General features: G+C 64.6%; 14 protein-coding genes and 1 tRNA gene. 3 read left to right on the forward strand and 12 right to left on the reverse strand.

The window, feature by feature from the left end; translation table 11 throughout:
- Window position 1 precedes the first annotated feature (1 nt).
- Window positions 2–976 (reverse strand): glycosyltransferase family 2 protein, encoded by a 975-nt coding sequence (locus CHC02_RS07730; protein ID WP_089390903.1) that lies wholly within the window; start codon window positions 974–976, stop codon window positions 2–4.
- Between the two features lie 384 nt (window positions 977–1360).
- Here CHC02_RS07730 and CHC02_RS07735 point away from each other — a divergent pair, with 384 nt between their 5' ends.
- Window positions 1361–3295 carry an LTA synthase family protein gene (locus tag CHC02_RS07735; RefSeq protein ID WP_139210185.1) on the forward strand — a complete coding sequence of 645 codons (1935 nt, stop codon included), beginning with the start codon at window positions 1361–1363 and terminating at the stop codon, window positions 3293–3295.
- Window positions 3296–3354: 59 nt separating this feature from the next.
- On the opposite strand, the gene CHC02_RS07740 is transcribed toward CHC02_RS07735, so the two are convergent.
- The 11 genes from CHC02_RS07740 to CHC02_RS07790 all read right to left on the reverse strand — a co-directional run bounded on the left by CHC02_RS07740 (window position 3355) and on the right by CHC02_RS07790 (window position 15467).
- Window positions 3355–3430, reverse strand: a tRNA-Thr gene (locus CHC02_RS07740).
- Window positions 3431–3501: 71 nt separating this feature from the next.
- Window positions 3502–5037 carry a DHA2 family efflux MFS transporter permease subunit gene (locus CHC02_RS07745; protein WP_089390905.1) on the reverse strand — a complete coding sequence of 512 codons (1536 nt, stop codon included), beginning with the start codon at window positions 5035–5037 and terminating at the stop codon, window positions 3502–3504.
- 13 nt (window positions 5038–5050) lie between these two features.
- Window positions 5051–6238 carry an HlyD/EmrA/EmrK family protein gene (locus CHC02_RS07750; protein WP_089390906.1) on the reverse strand — a complete coding sequence of 396 codons (1188 nt, stop codon included), beginning with the start codon at window positions 6236–6238 and terminating at the stop codon, window positions 5051–5053.
- Window positions 6239–6250: 12 nt separating this feature from the next.
- Window positions 6251–7729, reverse strand: coding sequence for an efflux transporter outer membrane subunit (locus CHC02_RS07755; RefSeq protein ID WP_089390907.1), 1479 nt, complete (start codon window positions 7727–7729; stop codon window positions 6251–6253).
- Between the two features lie 3 nt (window positions 7730–7732).
- Window positions 7733–8203: a MarR family winged helix-turn-helix transcriptional regulator gene (locus CHC02_RS07760; protein ID WP_089390908.1), complete on the reverse strand. Its 471-nt coding sequence runs from the start codon at window positions 8201–8203 to the stop codon at window positions 7733–7735.
- Between the two features lie 402 nt (window positions 8204–8605).
- The gene (locus tag CHC02_RS07765) at window positions 8606–9817 is read right to left on the reverse strand and encodes a methyltransferase (protein ID WP_089390909.1); all 1212 of its coding nucleotides are present in this window, start codon (window positions 9815–9817) and stop codon (window positions 8606–8608) included.
- A gap of 67 nt (window positions 9818–9884) precedes the next feature.
- The gene (locus tag CHC02_RS07770; protein ID WP_089390910.1) at window positions 9885–10577 is read right to left on the reverse strand and encodes an ABC transporter permease; all 693 of its coding nucleotides are present in this window, start codon (window positions 10575–10577) and stop codon (window positions 9885–9887) included.
- Window positions 10574–11269: an ABC transporter permease gene (locus tag CHC02_RS07775; RefSeq protein ID WP_089390911.1), complete on the reverse strand. Its 696-nt coding sequence runs from the start codon at window positions 11267–11269 to the stop codon at window positions 10574–10576. Before CHC02_RS07775 ends, CHC02_RS07770 begins: the two co-directional genes overlap by 4 nt.
- A gap of 54 nt (window positions 11270–11323) precedes the next feature.
- The gene (locus CHC02_RS07780; protein WP_089390912.1) at window positions 11324–12076 is read right to left on the reverse strand and encodes an ABC transporter substrate-binding protein; all 753 of its coding nucleotides are present in this window, start codon (window positions 12074–12076) and stop codon (window positions 11324–11326) included.
- A 14-nt stretch (window positions 12077–12090) separates the two neighbouring features.
- Entirely contained in the window at window positions 12091–12864 is a 774-nt protein-coding gene (locus CHC02_RS07785; RefSeq protein WP_089390913.1) for an ABC transporter ATP-binding protein, read from the reverse strand.
- 293 nt (window positions 12865–13157) lie between these two features.
- Entirely contained in the window at window positions 13158–15467 is a 2310-nt protein-coding gene (locus CHC02_RS07790) for an LTA synthase family protein (protein ID WP_425262387.1), read from the reverse strand.
- 438 nt (window positions 15468–15905) lie between these two features.
- Here CHC02_RS07790 and CHC02_RS07795 point away from each other — a divergent pair, with 438 nt between their 5' ends.
- A complete protein-coding gene (locus CHC02_RS07795) occupies window positions 15906–16217 on the forward strand; it encodes an outer membrane protein assembly factor BamE (RefSeq protein ID WP_089390915.1) in 312 nt (103 codons plus the stop codon).
- 40 nt (window positions 16218–16257) lie between these two features.
- Window positions 16258–16458, forward strand: a 201-nt coding sequence (locus CHC02_RS07800; protein WP_425320249.1) for a hypothetical protein, incomplete at its 3' end; no start/stop codon positions are given.

Here is a 16458-nt window from a genome sequence, read left to right on the forward strand (position 1 = left end):
ATCAAAACCTCTGGAAAAGAGTAGCAATGAACAGCCCCAGATTGCCCTGAAAGGTCTGGCGGTAGATACCAGCCTTGCGCACCAGCCTGAGTCGTTGCAGGAGCGGGGCCGTTCGAGCCCGGGCGAACAGGTCAAGGACTTCCAGGCTGTGCGGTGTCAGATGATTGCGCATGGGAGCCAGGGCTGCCAGATTCGCCTCGTTCCACGTCTTGAAGGTGCCTTTCAGGAGCCTGCGCAGGCGCTGCAGTCGGCCGCGGATCGATATGTTGGAACCGATCAGGTTCTGCGAATGCTGGCGGTAATTCAGCGTGGGCTCGGGATCATAGCAGACCTCTCCCCCGCAGCCGGTGACCAGGATATACGACCACCAGTCATGGGAAACGATGTGGCTGGATTCCCGAGTCGTTGCGAGCAGCTTTCGGGTTTCTTCGTTGAACAGCATGGTGTTGCCGCCGGCGATGCTTTGCACCAATGCATTTTCGAAGGACAGGGGAGCCTCGAACAGCGGGGAGAGGCCGATCGGTTTTCCCGCCTCGTCGATCAGGCGGGTGCGTGAGCAGTGCAGTAGAGGTTTTTCTGTCGGCCGGCTGGAGATCCAAGCCAGTCCGCGCTCGAGTTTCTCGGGTGCCCAGATGTCGTCTTGGTCACAGAACGCGTAATAGCAGGCCTGGACGCCTGCTGCCCTGACGAGTGAAAGGAAGTTGGCCGCGAACCCTTTTGCCGGCCCCTGGTGCAGCACCAGTCGTCCTTCACCCAACTGCCGTTGATAACGCTGCAGGATGGAGAGGGTCGCGTCCCGGGAACCATCATCAGAGGCATGAATGATCCAGTCCCCATAGGTCTGGCTGATCAATGAGTCCAACTGCTCCACCAGATAACGCTCGCCGTTGTAGGTGGAAAGCAGAATTGCGACCGTACCGGAAGCTTGCTCCGCCTTCCCTGCGCGGTGAGGGAGCGATGCCGATGCCTGATTCAATATGCCGCCCTTGGCTTTGTCGCCCCGATCAATGGGTAACTGATAATTATTCTCAGAATTGCCTTAGGTGGCTGATTTGCTGAGTAAAACTCGATTATATGCATGGTCGCTTGCTAGTAAACCAGCGGGAGTAGTCATTGGGCGGGCAGGAAGCTCCCGCCTGCGACCGCAATATCTGGAGAAGGTTCCCGGAGGCTGGCGAAATGGGACTTTGGGACTGTCGTGGAGGCAACCACATGCTTGTCTCAATGGATGCCTGAATTTTGGCCGACCTGCGGGCAAGACCCTACAGATTAATCCTGCTAGCATTACAAAATTTTGACAGATGGATAGGGCTACCTGCTCGGTCGGTCACGTCACGTCTTTTGGGCAGTGAGGTTACAGGTGAGACGCATATTTGATCCCAGGCTTTTGTACGTCGCTTATTTCTTCGGCGTGGCGGGGATATTTCTGACGGTATTTGCCAAATATTGTGCAAGGGCGCAGGGCCCTCTGCCGCCGGAGATGATCAAAGGGTTATTGCCCTTGGTTGAGCTTGCGGTTCTCGGTGGGTTGGGCGTCATTATCTCACCCATGCGTCGCGCACGCTCAAGCATGTGGCGGTGGGGAATCTACCTGATTCTTCCTCTGGTTATTGGCATAGTTTATGTAGCTCAGTCTTACTCATTATATCTATCCAATAGCTACATCACTGTTCTTGCAATGGAGAATAGTGCGGAAAGTCGCTTGACGACTACTTGGTTGCTCAGGGTAATGGTAGGTGCAGTGGTGTTGGGTTGGGCTTTTCTGTTGTTCTCCCATACGTCTAGGCGCTATCGCGAAGTAAGACAGATGTCGAGGCTATTTGTCGGGGGATGGGCCATTGTCCTGGTTGGCTATCTCGTGGCCTTCTTGGCTTCCTCGCATGAGCGTGGCGTCATTTCTCTACAGAAGAACCAGGCGCCTCTCCTGTCTCTGCTACGGACGACCTATATCCTGGCTGAGCGTCGTATGGATGAGTTTCGTCCGGCTGCCTCGGAATTTGATGGAGATATTTATTTTGTCAAAGGCAACGAATTCCCATTCAAGAAAAATTATATCTACAGTAACGCACTTCCTTTTGAAAAAATTGTTCAGGTTAAGAAGAAGCGCAATGTCATCGTGATTTTCACCGAGGGGATGTCGGCGCGTCTGATCAATGCCTATGGCGGGAGACATCCTGGCTTAACACCAAATATTGATGCTCTATTGGCTCGCTCCATGCGAGTCGATAATTATTATAATCACACTGCGGCGACCTATCGAGGGTTACAGGGGCAAATGGCCTCTGGCTATCCAGGTACCGGTGGGGCACAGTCTGGCTCTGGATGGGACGAGGGGGAGAATTCGCAGTCTCTAGCCCGTATTCATTATAGGACACTGCCGCAGATCTTCCGTGAGAGAGGGTACGATACTTATTTCTTCTCGCCCCATCATGATTCAGTCCAGCTGAATACCATGTTGCGTTCTCTGGAGTTTGATCAGGTCTACTCGTTCGATAGCCTGAATAACGAGTTCCTGCAAGGCAAGGCAACCCTGACTGCAGGCTCCCTGAGTGATAAGGATCTTTTCCGCTCCTTGAATGTAATGCTGGAGTCTAGGGCGCAGGCTGCAAGCGGCAAGCCTTTCTTTATCGGGCTTTACGATATCGGTACCCATGCGTTTCTGGATGTTCCAGAAGGGTATGAAAAGTATGGTGATGGCAAGAACTCCGTTCTGAATCGTATGCACAATTATGATCGGCAACTCGGACAGTTCTTGAGCTATTTCTTCTCTTCGAAGTACGCAAAGGACACCATTCTGATATTTACGGCAGACCACGCAACCTACCCTGAGCCTCCATTTGTCGATGCGGTGCGCGGGGAGAATTATCAACCATATTTCGTGGATCGAATTCCTCTGGCTATCTACGATCCCGCTCATGTACTGCCTCAGACGTTTGATGCCGATGGGCGGAGTTCAATCGACTTTGCGCCTACTCTGCTGCACCTGCTGGGCGTGCAGAAGGTCGCTAACAGCTTCATTGGGCGTTCGATCTTTGATGCAAAGCGGATCGTTCCCTTTGGTGTCGCAGCAATTGGTGGCGACATCTTCATGACCACGAGGGACGGTGTTGTCATGGAACCGGGGGTTCCCCTCGGCGACAAGGAGCAGTTCTTGAAGTACGCGGACTACATCAGGACCTACTACACGCTGGAAAAAGAGAATCGCATCTTCCCTGATGAGCGGGTACGGATTGCCCATGCCCAAGGGCAAGATGGCGACTCGTCCGAGCATGGCGCCTCTGCCGCCCTGCGCTAGACGGGCTGGCATAGACCAGATAAAGAAAAGGCCCGCATTTCTGCGGGCCTTCGTCTGTATGGTGCCGGCACCAGGAGTCGAACCCGGGACCTACTGATTACAAGTCAGTTGCTCTACCAGCTGAGCTATACCGGCAAGGAGGGACGCCATTATAGCCACGCGCCGGGCGGTGTAAACCTCTGATTTTCCAGCTTGTGTCCGCTTGCTCAGTGGCCGCTGGCAGCGGCTCCCGGCTTGGCGCCGAAGGGGGGCCTGGCCAGCCAGATGATGGCCAGCAGGCCTAGGAACAGCCAGCCCAGCAAGGTGAAGTATTCCACCGTGGAGAGCATGTAGGCCTGGCCTTCGACGATGCGGTCGAGCATGGCCGCGCCGTGCTGGTTGGCGCCGCCGAGCAGGTCCAGGGTGTCGCGGGTGGCCGGGTCGTAGGTGCTCAGGCTTTCCGTCAGGTGGGCGTGGTGCAGGGTGGCGCGGCGGTCCCAGATCCAAGTGGTGAGGGAGGCCGCGAAGCTGCCGCCCAGGGTGCGCAGGAAGGTGGCCAGGCCCGAGCCGTCGGCGATCTGGTCCGGCGGCAGGTCGGAGAGCAGGATGCTCAGGATGGGCATGAAGAAGAAGGCCACGCCCAGGCCCATGAGTGTCTGCACCAGGGCGATGTGGGCGTAGTCCACCTCGGTGTTGAAGCTGGCGCGCATGAAGCTGGTGACGGACATCACCAGGAACGCCAGGCCGGCGAGGACGCGCAGGTCGAAGTTGTTGGCGTAGCGGCCGACCAGCGGCGAGAGGAACACCGGCAGGATACCGATCGGCGCCGCCGCCAGGCCCGCCCAGGTGGCGGTGTAGCCCATCTGCGTCTGCAGCCACTGCGGCAGCAGCAGGTTCATGCCGAAGAAGCCGGCGTAGCCGCCCACCAGCGCCAGGGTGCCGAAGGTGAAGTTGCGGTGCACGAACAGGCGCAGGTTGACGATCGGGTGCTTGTCGGTCAGCTCCCAGATGATGAAGGCCGCCAGGGCAATGACCGACACCACGGTGCCGCCGACGATGAAGTTCGATTCGAACCAGTCCAGGTCGTTGCCCTTGTCGAGCACGACCTGCAGGGCGCCCACGCCGAGGACCAGCAGGATCAGCCCCATGTAGTCCATGGGCGCGTGCTTGATCACCACCGGGCGCTTCTTCAGTTGCTGGTAGACCACGAAGGCGGCGAACAGGCCGATGGGCACGTTGATGAAGAAGATCCACGGCCAGCTGTAGCTGTCGGTGATCCAGCCGCCGAGGATGGGCCCGGCGATCGGTGCCACCACCGTGACCATCGCCAGCAGCGCCAGGGCCATGCCGCGCTTGGCCGGCGGGTAGATGGAGATCAGCAGCGTCTGGGTGATCGGGTACAGCGGCCCGGCGACGAAGCCCTGCAGGGCGCGGAAGCCCACCAGCATGCCCATCTGCTGGGCCACGCCGCAGAGGAAGGAGGCGATCACGAAGAGAATGGTGGCGGCGATGAACAGCCGCACCTCGCCGACCTTGCGGCTTAGCCAGCCGGTCAGCGGCAGGGCGATGGCGTTGCTCACCGCGAAGGAGGTGATCACCCAGGTGCCCTGCTCGGCGCTTACCCCGAGGTTGCCGGAGATGGTCGGCAGGGCGACGTTGGCGATGGTGGTGTCCAGCACCTGCATGAAAGTCGCCAGGGACAGGCCGATGGTGGCCATCACCAGGCTGGGCGGGCTGAAGGCGGCGTTGCTGTTCTCGCTCATGATGCTTCCGGGCTCAGCGCGCGGCGGTGCTGCGGCTGCGGCCGTCGGCCATGTTGGCGTGGATCAGCTGCTCGATGAGCTGGTCCGCCGAGGCCAGTTGCTGCTGGTAGACGTCGGTGGAGAACAGCGCTTCCTTCGGCGGCTGCTGCGACAGGGCGGGGCCGCTCTGGTCGTGCAGGTCGACGTTGACGTCCATCGACAGGCCGATGCGCAGCGGATGCTCTTCCAACTGCCTGGCGTCGACGCGGATGCGCACCGGCACGCGCTGGACGATCTTGATCCAATTGCCGGTGGCGTTCTGCGCCGGCAGCAGGGAGAAGGCGCTGCCGGTGCCGACGCCCAGGCTTTCCACGCTGCCCTGGTACTTGACCGAGCTGCCGTAGAGGTCGGAACGGATTTCCACCGGCTGGCCGATGCGCATGTGCTGCAGCTGGGTTTCCTTGAAGTTGGCGTCTATCCACACCTGGTCCAGGGGGATCACCGCCATCAGCGCAGCGCCCGGTTGCACGCGCTGGCCGACCTGCACGGTGCGCTTGGCCACGTAGCCGGTCACCGGCGCGACTATCACCGCGCGGGCGTCGTCCAGGTAGGCCTGGCGCAGCTTGGCGGCGGCGGCCTTGACGTCCGGGTGGGAGGCGACGACGGTGTCGTCCACCAGGGCGCGGTTGGTGTCCAGTTGCTGCTCAGCGCTGGTCAGCGAGTTGCGCGCGGTGTCCAGGGCGTCGCGGGCGTGGGCCAGTTCTTCTCGGGAGATGGCGCCGTCGTCGGCCAGGTGCTGGCGGCGCTTGAAGTCGGCCTCGGCCTTGGCCAGGGCGACCTTCTTCGCGGCGACGTCGGCCTTGTAGCCGTCGACGTTGCTGAACAGCCCGCGCACCTGGCGCACGGTGCGCGCCAGGTTGGCTTCGGCCTGCTGCAGGGCCACGTCGGCGTCGCTGGGGTCGAACTTCACCAGGACCTGGCCCTTGCGCACCAGGTTGCCGTCGTCGGCGCCGATGCTGACCACGGTGCCGGTGATCTGCGGGGTGATCTGCACCACGTTGCCGTTGACGTAGGCATCGTCGGTGTCTTCGTGCCAGCGCCCGTAGAGGAATTCCCAGAGCGCCGCGGCGATGCCGGCGAGGATGACGACGACCAGCAGGATCAGCAGCCAGCGCTTGCGCTGGGGGTTGCCGCCGGTGGTTTCTTGGGTATCGGTGGTCATGGCGGTTGCCTCTTAATGCGCGGCGGCCGCGCCCGCCTGGGCGAGCGGCGCGGAAGACGGGGGAACGGAGTCGGCCTGGAAGCCGCCGCCCAGGGCTTGCACCAGCTGGACGGAAAGGTCGATGCGCTGGGCCTCCAGGTTGGCCAGCTGGCGCTCGGCGAGCAGCAGCTGTTGCTGCACGCTGAGGGCGTCGAGGTAGTTGCCGACACCTTCGCCGTAGCGGCGCATGGCCAGTTCGAAGTTGGACTTGGCGATGTCGCGGGCCTCGCGCTGGTCGACCAGCTGCTGCTCCAGCGAGCGCAGCTGGCCGAGGTCGTCGCTGACCTCGCCCAGGGCGCCGACCAGGGTCTTGTTGTACTGCGCCACGGCCAGGTCGTAGTCCGCGTCCTTGCCGGCCAGGTTGGCGCGCAGGCGGCCGCCGTCGAACAGCGGCAGGGAGATGGCCGGGGCGACCTGGTAGAAGCGGCTCGGCGCCTCCAGCAGGTCGCTGGTGTGCATGCTCGCCAGGCCGATCATCGCGCCCAGGTTGAGGTTCGGGTAGAACTGCGTCTTCGCCGCCTGGATGTCCTTGCCCGTGGCCTCGACGCGCCAGCGCGCGGCGACTATGTCCGGGCGGCGGCCGAGCAGTTCCGCCGGCAGGTTGGGCGGCAGGTTCAGGGCATCGGGCTTGAGCGGCTGCGGGCGCTGCAGGTCGAGGCCACGGTCCGGCCCCTGGCCGAGCAGCACGGCCAGGGCGATGCGGGCGCTGGCGATCTGCTGTTCGGCGGCGGCCAGCTGCTGGCGGGCGCTGGCCACCTGGGTTTGCGTCTGCTGCAACTGCACTTTGCTGTCCAGGCCGGCGTCCATGCGCTTGCGGCTGAGTTCGAACAGGCGCTGCGAGCGTTCCAGCTCGTCGCGGGACAGGTCGCGCACGGCGAAGGCGTGGCCCAGCTCGCTATAGGCGCGGGCGACGTTGGCCGAGAGGGTGATGGCCGCGGCCTGGCGGTCCACCTCGGCGGCGTTGGCCTGGCCGAGGGCGGCTTCCCAGGCGGCGCGCTGGCCGCCCCAGAGGTCGAAATCGTAGTTGAAGCCCAGCGACAGGTACTTCACCGCCGAATAGTGCCCGCCCGTTGGCGCGGGGAGCACGCTGGTGGGGGCGCGGATGCCCGCATAGCTGGCCTTGCCGTTGAGTGTAGGCATGCGTTCGGCATCGGCGGCGTTGGCCGCGGCGGCGGCCTGGCGCGCGCGGGCGTCGGCGATCTGCAGGTCCGGCGTGCCTTTCAGGGCCTCGTCGATCAGGCTGTCGAGCTGGGCGTCGCCCAGGCTGCTCCACCAGTTCCGGCGTGGCCAGGCGGCACTGGACAGCGGCGTGCCGTCGAGGCTGCGGCCGGCCTGCAGCGAGGCGCTGTCGAGCGCCTTGCCGCTGGGCGCCAGGCCCGAGGAGCTGACGCAACCGGCCAGCGCCACGGCGCTGGCCAGCAGGGTAGCGGCGGGTAAGCGGAATGCGCGCATGGCTTACTTCTCCTGCGGCGCGCCGGGCGCGACGCCATGGCTGGCGAGGATCTTGTCCAGCAGCCGGGTGAGGGTCAGCAGTTCCTCGGGGTTGAGGCAGCCGACCAGTTCGTTCATCGCCCGCACGGCGATCTGCGGCGCCTGGGCGTTCACCGCCTCGCCGGCGGGGCTGAGCTGCAGGCGCACGCTGCGGCGGTCGTTGGGGCAGGGCTGGCGCAGCAGCAGGTCCTTCTTCGCCAGGCGGTCGAGCATGCGCGTCATCGAGCCGCTGTCGATGGACAGCTCGCGGCACAGCTCGCCCGGGGTGTTGGCGCGGTTCTGGCCGATGAAGAACAGCACCTTGAATTGCGCGGCGGTGATGTCCAGGTCGATCAGGTGCTTGTCCAGCAGGCGGTCCTTGAGGATGGCCGCCAGCCCCAGCAACTGGCCGATCGAGCCCCTGAACGGGAAGTCCGTGACGCAGTAGTGATCCATGGCAAGGCTAATAACTGTCTAGGCAGGTAATATGTTTCGAAATAATACTGCCTAGGCAGCTAATGACAAATAGCGGATTGTTGCAAATGGGCAACAATCCGTTCCTGAAAGCACTATGCGAGCGTTCCGCGAAACAGGACGTGCCCGACCGGTGTGCGGCGCGGCCCCGACAGCAGTGCTTATGCACAATGCCGGGGCATGGCTTGGCGGCTAGTGCTAAAAAAGCCTCAGCGCTTTTCAGTTTCTTTCTAAGAATATGTTTTTAAAGGAAATTATCTGATTTGTTCAAAATTCGAACAGAGCTGCGCCGGTAGGCCAGCGGCGGGCCGCGTGAGCGATTTTCCCGATCTTCTCAACAGAGTTATCCACAGCTTCTGTGGGCTTCTCTCTGGAACGCTCGTGCTAGACGTGCTCGGCGAGGATGAGCAGGTTGCGCGGGGTGAGCTGGGCGGCGCAGAAGCGTCCCAGGCGTACCCGGTAGCCCTGTTCGACGAGGAACAGCGCGCGGTCGAGCAGCAGCCAGAGCTCCAGCGGGCGGCGGAACAGGCCGCGCACCAGCTCCAGGTTGCGCACCTGCGCCAGGCGCTGCCAGCCCCGGGCCTCCAGCGCGTTCCAGTCGCGTTCGGCGGGGCGGGGCAGGCCCTTGAGCGCGGCCAGGTCGCGGCAGTAGTCGGCGAACGGCTTGTGCAGCCAGTCCGCCGGCACCGAAGGCACCGGCAGGTAGCTGTCCGCGCCGCGCAGTTCGCGCTGCAGCAGGTCGAAGGCCAGGCGCCGGGCCATGGAGTTGTCGCGCTGGCGCCGCACCCGGGCGCCGGCGGTGACCGTCTCGGCGAGCGGCAGGCGCAGGTCGTCCTGGTCCAGCTTCAGGCGGGACGCGCCCGCGGCTGTGGATAACGGCTGGTAGTGCTCGCCGGCGATGCGGTTGTAGCAGCAGGGCGCCACCGCCAGTTGCCGGCAGCGTCTGCTCGCCGCCAGGCGCAGCAACTGGACGTGCAGGTCGCCGCAGGCGTGCAGTGCCACGGCGGTCTGGCCAGGCTGCAGGTAGCGGGCGGCGCCCTCGGCGAGCACGTCCTGCTCGACGTGCATGGCGCGCAGGCCCAGGCGGTCGCTCAGGCGCTGGCCGTCGGCGACCAGCGCGAGGTCGCGCTCCAGGCTCAGCAGCGGCTGCCCGCCATGGGCCAGCAGGCGCCCCAGGTGGCCCTTGCCGGCGCACCAGTCCAGCCACTGGACGGAGGGCGTGGCGAAGTCCAGGCGGCTGGCGAAGGCCTCGATCTGCTGCCACTTGCGCCCGGGCACGTCGACCTGGAACTGCGCCGGCAGCTTGGGTAGGGCATGGGACGGCAGGTCCTCGACGTCGCTCAGCTGCGCGGCACGGTGCGCCAGTTCCGGGAAAGGCGCCGGCGCGGGCAGGCGTTCGGGCTGGTTGTGCGCGGCGTCGGCCTGTTCCAGGTCGCGCCCGCGCAGCCAGCTGGCCAGTTCCCGGTGCTCGGCTTCCCAGGGCAGTTCCAGCAGGGTGAAGGGCTTGGGCCGCCACAGCCCCTGGTGGGCGAGCAGGAAGGCATCCAGGGCCTGGAAGCGCTGGAACAGGACATCGTCGGTGAGGCGGTTGGCCACGGCGGTGCAGGGGGATGAGTGGCGGGGCGGCGATTATAGCCGCCCCGCCACATCCGGGAAGCGCCGGTCAGCGCCCCTGCATGGAGTCCACCCGCAGCCAGCGCTCGGCGAGGCGGAACAGGCGGGTGAGGACCAGGGTGATGACCAGGTAGAACACCCCGGCGAGGCAGAAGAACAGCATGGCCTCGTAAGTGCGGGCGATGATGGTGCGGGTCATGCCCATGATGTCGAACAGGGTCACGGTGTAGACCACGGCGCTGGCCTTGAGCATGAGGATCACCTCGTTGCTGTAGGCCGGCAGGGCGATGCGCGCGGCGCGCGGCAGGATGATGTGCAGCAGCGCCTGCCGGCGCGACATGCCCAGGGCCCGCGCCGCCTCCACTTCACCCACCGGGATGGCGTGGATGGCGCCGCGGAGGATCTCGGCGATGTAGGCCGCGGTGTGCAGGGTCATGGTCAGCAGCGCGCACCAGTAGGGATCGCGCAGGTACGGCCACAGCGGCCCCTGGCGCACCGACTCGAACTGCGCCAGGCCGTAGTAGACGATGAACAGCTGCAGCAGCAGCGGGGTGCCGCGGAAGAAGAAGATGTAGCCGTAGGGCAGCGCGCGCACGTACCAGTGCCGCGAGGCGCGGGCGATGCCCAGCGGCACGGCCAGGGCCAGGCCGGCGACCACGGCGAAGGCCAGCAGCTCGAGGGTCAGCCCGGCGCCCTGGAGCATCTTCGGCAGCCACTTGAGGATCAGCTCCATGTCGGTCATAGCTCGTTCCTCACGAAACCGCGGCCGGCGCGGCGCTCCAGGAAGTGCAGGGCGGCCATGACGAACACGGTCAGGCCCAGGTAGATCAGCGCGGCGGTCATGTAGAAGGTGAAGGGCTCCTTGGTCGCGTTGGAGGCGACCTGGGCCTTGCGCATGATCTCGTCGAGGGTGATCAGCGAGACCAGGGCGGTGTCTTTCAGCAGGATCAGGTACAGGTTGCCCAGGCCCGGCAGGGCCACGCGCCACACCTGCGGCAGGACGATGCGCCAGAAGATCCGCGGGGCGGACAGGCCCAGCGCCTGGCCGGCCTCGCGGTGGCCCCTGGGCACGGCCAGCAGGGCGCCGCGGAAGACTTCGGTGGCGTAGGCGCCGAAGCACAGGCCCAGGGCGCAGGTGCCGGCGGCGAAGGGGCTCAGGGCCAGGTCGGGCTTGCCGAACAGGTCGCCCAGGGCATTCAGCCCGGCCACGGTGCCGAAGTAGATCATCAGCACCCAGAGGGTTTCCGGCACGCCGCGCACCAGGGTGGTGTAGGCGCCGCCGAGCATGCGCAGCAAGGCATTCCTAGAGGTCTTGGCGATGGCGCCGAGCAGCCCGAGGATCAGGCCGAGGCAGACCGCGGCCAGGGACAGCTTGAGCGTCATCAGGGTGCCGGCCGCCAGCTGCGGGCCGAAACCGTGCAGGTCGAAAATCATGGGGATCACGCCTGAAGGGGCGCGCCCTGGGTTACAGGGCGCGCCGGACTGGCATCAGTAGATGCTGAAGGGGAAGTACTTGTCGTTGATCTTCTTGTAGGTGCCGTCGTCGACGATTTCCTTCAGGGCGGCGTTCAGCCTGTCACGCAGCGGGTCGCCCTTGCGCACGGCGATGCCGATCTTGTCGTTGTCGAACACCGGCTCGCCCTTGAACTCGAAGTCCTTGCCGGCGTCGCTCTTGAGCCAGTCGTACTGCACGAACTTGTCGGCCAGCACGCCGTCCAGGCGGCCCGAGGACAGGTCCAGGTAGGCGTTTTCCTGGGTGTCGTAGAGCTTGATGGTGACGGTGTCGGACATGTTGTCCTCCAGCCAGGTGCCGGCGATGGTCGCGCGCTGGGCACCGATCACCTTGCCCTTCAGGTAGCCCTTGTCGGTCTTGAAGTCCACCGACCTGGGCGCCACGAACTGCAGCTTGTTGGTGTAGTAGGGGTTGGTGAAGTCCACCGCCTGCTTGCGCTCGTCGGTGATCGACATGGAGGCGACGATGAAGTCGAACTTCTTGGCGTTCAGCGCCGGGATGATGCCGTCCCAGTCGGAGGTGACCACCTCGCACTCGACCTTCATCTTGGCGCACAGGGCCTTGCCGACGTCGAGGTCGAAGCCGACCACCTGGCCGCTGGCGTCGATGCCGTTGAAGGGCGGGTAGGCGCCTTCGGTGCCGATGCGCAGCTTCTCGGCGGCGACCGCGTGGGCGCCGAAAGCCAGGGTGGCGGCAGCGGCCAGAAGGATCTTCTTATAGTTCTTCATGCAAAGTTGCTCCGTTAGCGGTGGCTGGACATGAACTGCTTGCAGCGCGCGGACTGCGGGTTCCCGAAGACCTGCTCGGGGGAGCCCTGTTCCTCGACCAGGCCCTGGTGGAGGAACACCACTTCGCTGGAAACCTGGCGGGCGAAATTCATTTCGTGGGTGACCAGCAGCATGGTGCGGCCTTCCTCGGCCAGCGCGCGGATCACGTTGAGCACTTCCTGGACCATCTCCGGGTCCAGGGCCGAGGTGGGCTCGTCGAACAGTATCACCTTGGGCTGCATGGCCAGGGTGCGGGCAATGGCCGCACGCTGCTGCTGGCCGCCGGAGAGCTGCGCGGGGAAGGCGTGGCGCTTGTCGGCGATGCCGACCTTGGCCAGCAGGGCCTCGGCGATCTCGATGGCTTCGGCGCGGCTCTTGCCCAGCACGCGGCGTGGCGCCTCGATGATGTTGTCGAGGATGCTCATGTGCGGCCAGAGGTTGAAGTTCTGGAAGACGAAGCCCAGTTCGCTGCGCAGGCGGTTGATCTGGCGGTTGTCGGCGGCGACCAGCGCCCCGTCCTTGGCCTTCTTCAGCTTGAGCTCTTCGCCGGCGACGATGATCTGGCCCTGGTGGGGGTTTTCCAGCAGGTTGATGCAGCGCAGGAAGGTCGACTTGCCGGAACCCGAGGAGCCGAGAATGGAGATCACGTCGCCTTCGCGGGCGGTCAGGGAAATGCCCTTGAGCACTTCCAGGTCGCCGTAACGCTTGTGCAGGTTACGGATTTCCAGCGCGGGTATGGCCTCGGCCATTGGGGGCTCCTCTATTGTTGTTCGGATGCTTCGCGGCGCGCCGCGGCAGGGGGTAGGGCCTTCCTGGCGAACGCAAGCTATCACGCGACCCGGGGGGCGCCAAGCGGTCGGGGGCCGCGCCGGGCCTGGATAGTGGCATCTTGTCGCATTGCCGCAGTGCCTTGTCGCCTGGGCTGAACACCGGGGGGCCGGAGGCCTGGCGAGGGGGTGGCGGAACGAGGGGCGCGATAGTGCCAGCTTCGCCGGCGGGGGAAAAGACCGCGGGCCCCGACGTTGGTCGGGGCCCGGGCAGGTCACTGGGTGATCTGCTGCTCGCCGCCGCTGTCGTCGCGGCTTTCTTCGTCGAGCTGGTCGAGCTGGCCGGCCATCAGCGCCGGGCGGCCACCGATGCGCGGGCCGGGCAGGCCGTTGCCGCCGGCGATCCGGGTGGGATGCTCGCTGGCGTCGATGGCCGATTTGCGCGGCTGCGTCTGCACGTGGAAATCGGTGATCTCGATGATGCCCTTGCCTTCGGCCAGCAGGTGGAAGGAGAAGGCCTTGCGCGCGCGCTCGTTGTCGAAGCCGAAGGTCACCTGCAGCGGCTTGTCGCGGGTCAGCCGCGGGAACTCGGGGATCGCCAGGTCCACCGGGCGCTCGAACTCGCGGGTCTTCAGCTGCACCTTGGCGCCGGCCTTGTCCATCTGCAGCGCGCGGATCTTCAGGGTCACGGTGGTGTGGCTGTCGGCCGGGAACTCCAGGTACTGGGCGCCGATCAGGTTGTCGGTGTACTCGTTGGTGACCTGCGGCTTGATGCGGATCTTCTCCTGGGTGGCGAACTGGTATTCGCCGCCCGGCCGGCTGCCGGTCACCGAGTGGTCGAGGATGCCGGCGCGGGCGGCGGCCAGGCGGGCGTCGCGGCCGCTGAAGCGCCCGACGAACTGGGCGCTGTCGGCGATGAAGCCATCGCTCTTGTAGCGCCGGCAGGCCTGCTGGAAGTCGCATTCGGTGAAGGTCTGCTTGCCGTCGTGGAAGCGCAGCATGCCGTTGGTGAAGGAGACCATCTCGCGGCCGTTGCCGTACTCGCGGAACAGCGAGCGCCCGGAAACGTCCTTCGGCGGGGTGAAGCCGAAGTAGTCGAGGACCGAGGCGTCCATGTCGACGTGGCCGTAGACGCCGCTCTTCACCGGTGGCAGGGCCGCCTGCTCGGGGGCCAGCACTAGGTTCAGGCCCCAGGACGAGGCCAGGCGCACGTTGTCGATGCCGTGGGATTCGTCGGAGGTGACGATCACCAGGGTGTCCTTGAGCACGCCCTGCTTCTCCAGGCCGGCGAGGAAGGCGTCGACGGCATCATCCAGGTAACCGACTGCGGCCTGGCGCGGGGTGGGGTACCTGGCCAGGTACTCGGGGGTGGCCGAATAGGGCTGGTGGGTGCCGACGGTGAGCAGGGTGAGCATCCACGGCTTCTTGTCCTTGCGCAGTTGGCCCACATAGTCCAGCGCGCCCTCGAAGAAGGCCTTGTCGTCCATGCCCCAGGCGAACTCCAGGTAGGGCTTCTTCTTGAACCAGTCGCGGCCGAGGGTCTTGTCGAAGCCCATGGCCGGCATCACCTTGTCCTTGGCCATGAAGCGCAGCCCGGCGCCCTGCAGGAAGTGGGTGCTGAAGCCGTGCTGGCGCAGCTGCGCCGGCAGGCACTCGGCGGCGCGGCCGGGGTTGGACAGCAGCTCGACGCCCTTGGGCGTGCCGTTGTCCAGCTTGCTGTAGTCACCGCACAGCAGCGCGTACAGGCCGCGGATGGTCTGGTGGCTGTGCACCACGTAGTCCGGGGTGGTCATCGAGCGTTCGGCCCAGGCGCTGAGCTTGGGCATCATCGATTCTTCGTAGCTGCTGCTCAGGGCGGCGCGGTTGGTCGCCACGTAGGCCCCGGGGATGCCTTCCATGGTAATGATCAGCACGTTCTTCGCCGTGCCCGGGCCGGCCAGCAGCGGGGTGCCGGAGAGGTCGAGCTGGGTCAGCCCGGTGACGTCCGGCGGGGTGTCGCCCTGGTCGCCGGCCAGCCAGTCCTCGACCGCCAGCTGGCCCTGGCTGGCGCCGCCGGCCAGCAGGCGGTGCGGCAGGTTGAACTGCTTCCACACGTCGACGTCGTTGGGGATCACGTACTGCAGGCCGAAATGGGCGCCCAGCAGGGCCACCGGCAGGCTATAGGCCAGGCGCGGCAGGCGCTGTTCGCGGCGCCGCCAGAGCAGCGCGCAGAGCGCGATGGCGCCCAGCAGCGCGCCGGCCAGCCACGGGTGGGCGATGCCTCCGCCCTGGGTGGAATTGCCGACGAAGGTCGGGTCGGCGAGGAAGTGCAGGTCGCTGGGATCGGGCATGCGGCCCACGGCGCTGACCAGCTCGGCGTTGCCGATCGTCATCAGCGCCCACAGCAGCATCACCGGCAGCGCGAGGAACAGGCGCAGGCGGTGCAGCAGCAGGACCAGCAGGCTGCCGATGGCCAGGTCGGACAGGTAGCCGTAGAGGTTGCCCCAGCCAAGGGCATGGCGGCTGGCCAGCGGGATCGCCAGGAACAGGATGGCAAGCGTCGCGAGGTTGCCGCGTTGTTGCCACCAGCGCTTTAGAGGATGCACGAGCACTCCCTTTTCAGGCATCGAGGGGCCTGAAAGTATCCCATCCATCGGGCGGAAATCATCCGGAATGTCATCATTCTGAAAAAACGTTCTGCTACGCGCCAGTAGACAACGTAACCCGGGGAGTATTCGCCGGGCGGGCGACCAGCGGTGCAGGGGCGGCGGTGATCGGCTGATGGGGCGGGGAATGCAAAAAGCCCCCGGTTCTGGCGAACTCAGGGGCTTTCGGAAGCTTGGTGCCAGGGACGGAATCGAATGGTCGCCTGCAGCCCCTGTTATTGCTGGTATTCAAACTTTCCTGTTTTATTTCTACTCACAAATCTACTCACTTTTGCGAAAATGATATGGCGTAGTGCCTGAGCGGTACTTGTTTCCCAGGGGTGATGACGCTGATTGTTTTGCGATGGCAGAATGCGACCAAACTGACAAGGAGGTTCCATGCGGGCAATCGCTGTAGCAGTGCTGATTACTGCCCTCGCTGGCTGCGCAAGCCGCGGCACCCCAATTGAACAGACAGATGTCCGGCAGATCGTTCAGGGGCAGACGACCTACGACCAGATGCTTGAGCGGTTCGGAAACCCGCTCTCTCAGTCCTTCGACTCCGACGGGAATCTCCAGGCCATCTGGTTCTACGTCTATGTCGGCCCCTTCGGGACAGGAATGGAGCAGCAGAACCTGACGGTCCTCTTCGACAAGGACAACAAGGTTAAGAAGTACGTGATGACCGATGGTCAGCCCGGGAAGCGCTGATAGTGGCCATGCCATCTTGCGGAGCCCGTAAAAAATGGGAATGAACAAACCCACCCAACTGCTCAAGCACAACCTCAAGTCCATAACGGCGGACCTCAAGTGGGCATCCGTCGACCTGGTGAAGATCGCCGAGCGACTGAGCCAGTCAGGCAATGAGACTGACGCCTGGGCCGTACTCCGTATCGTTGGGGTGCTCATCAACGGCGAGGACCGTCTTGGCTCATATGCTGATGAGGTCAAG

The sequence above is a fragment of the Pseudomonas delhiensis genome (genome assembly GCF_900187975.1).
Taxonomy (GTDB): Bacteria; Pseudomonadota; Gammaproteobacteria; order Pseudomonadales; family Pseudomonadaceae; genus Pseudomonas; species Pseudomonas delhiensis.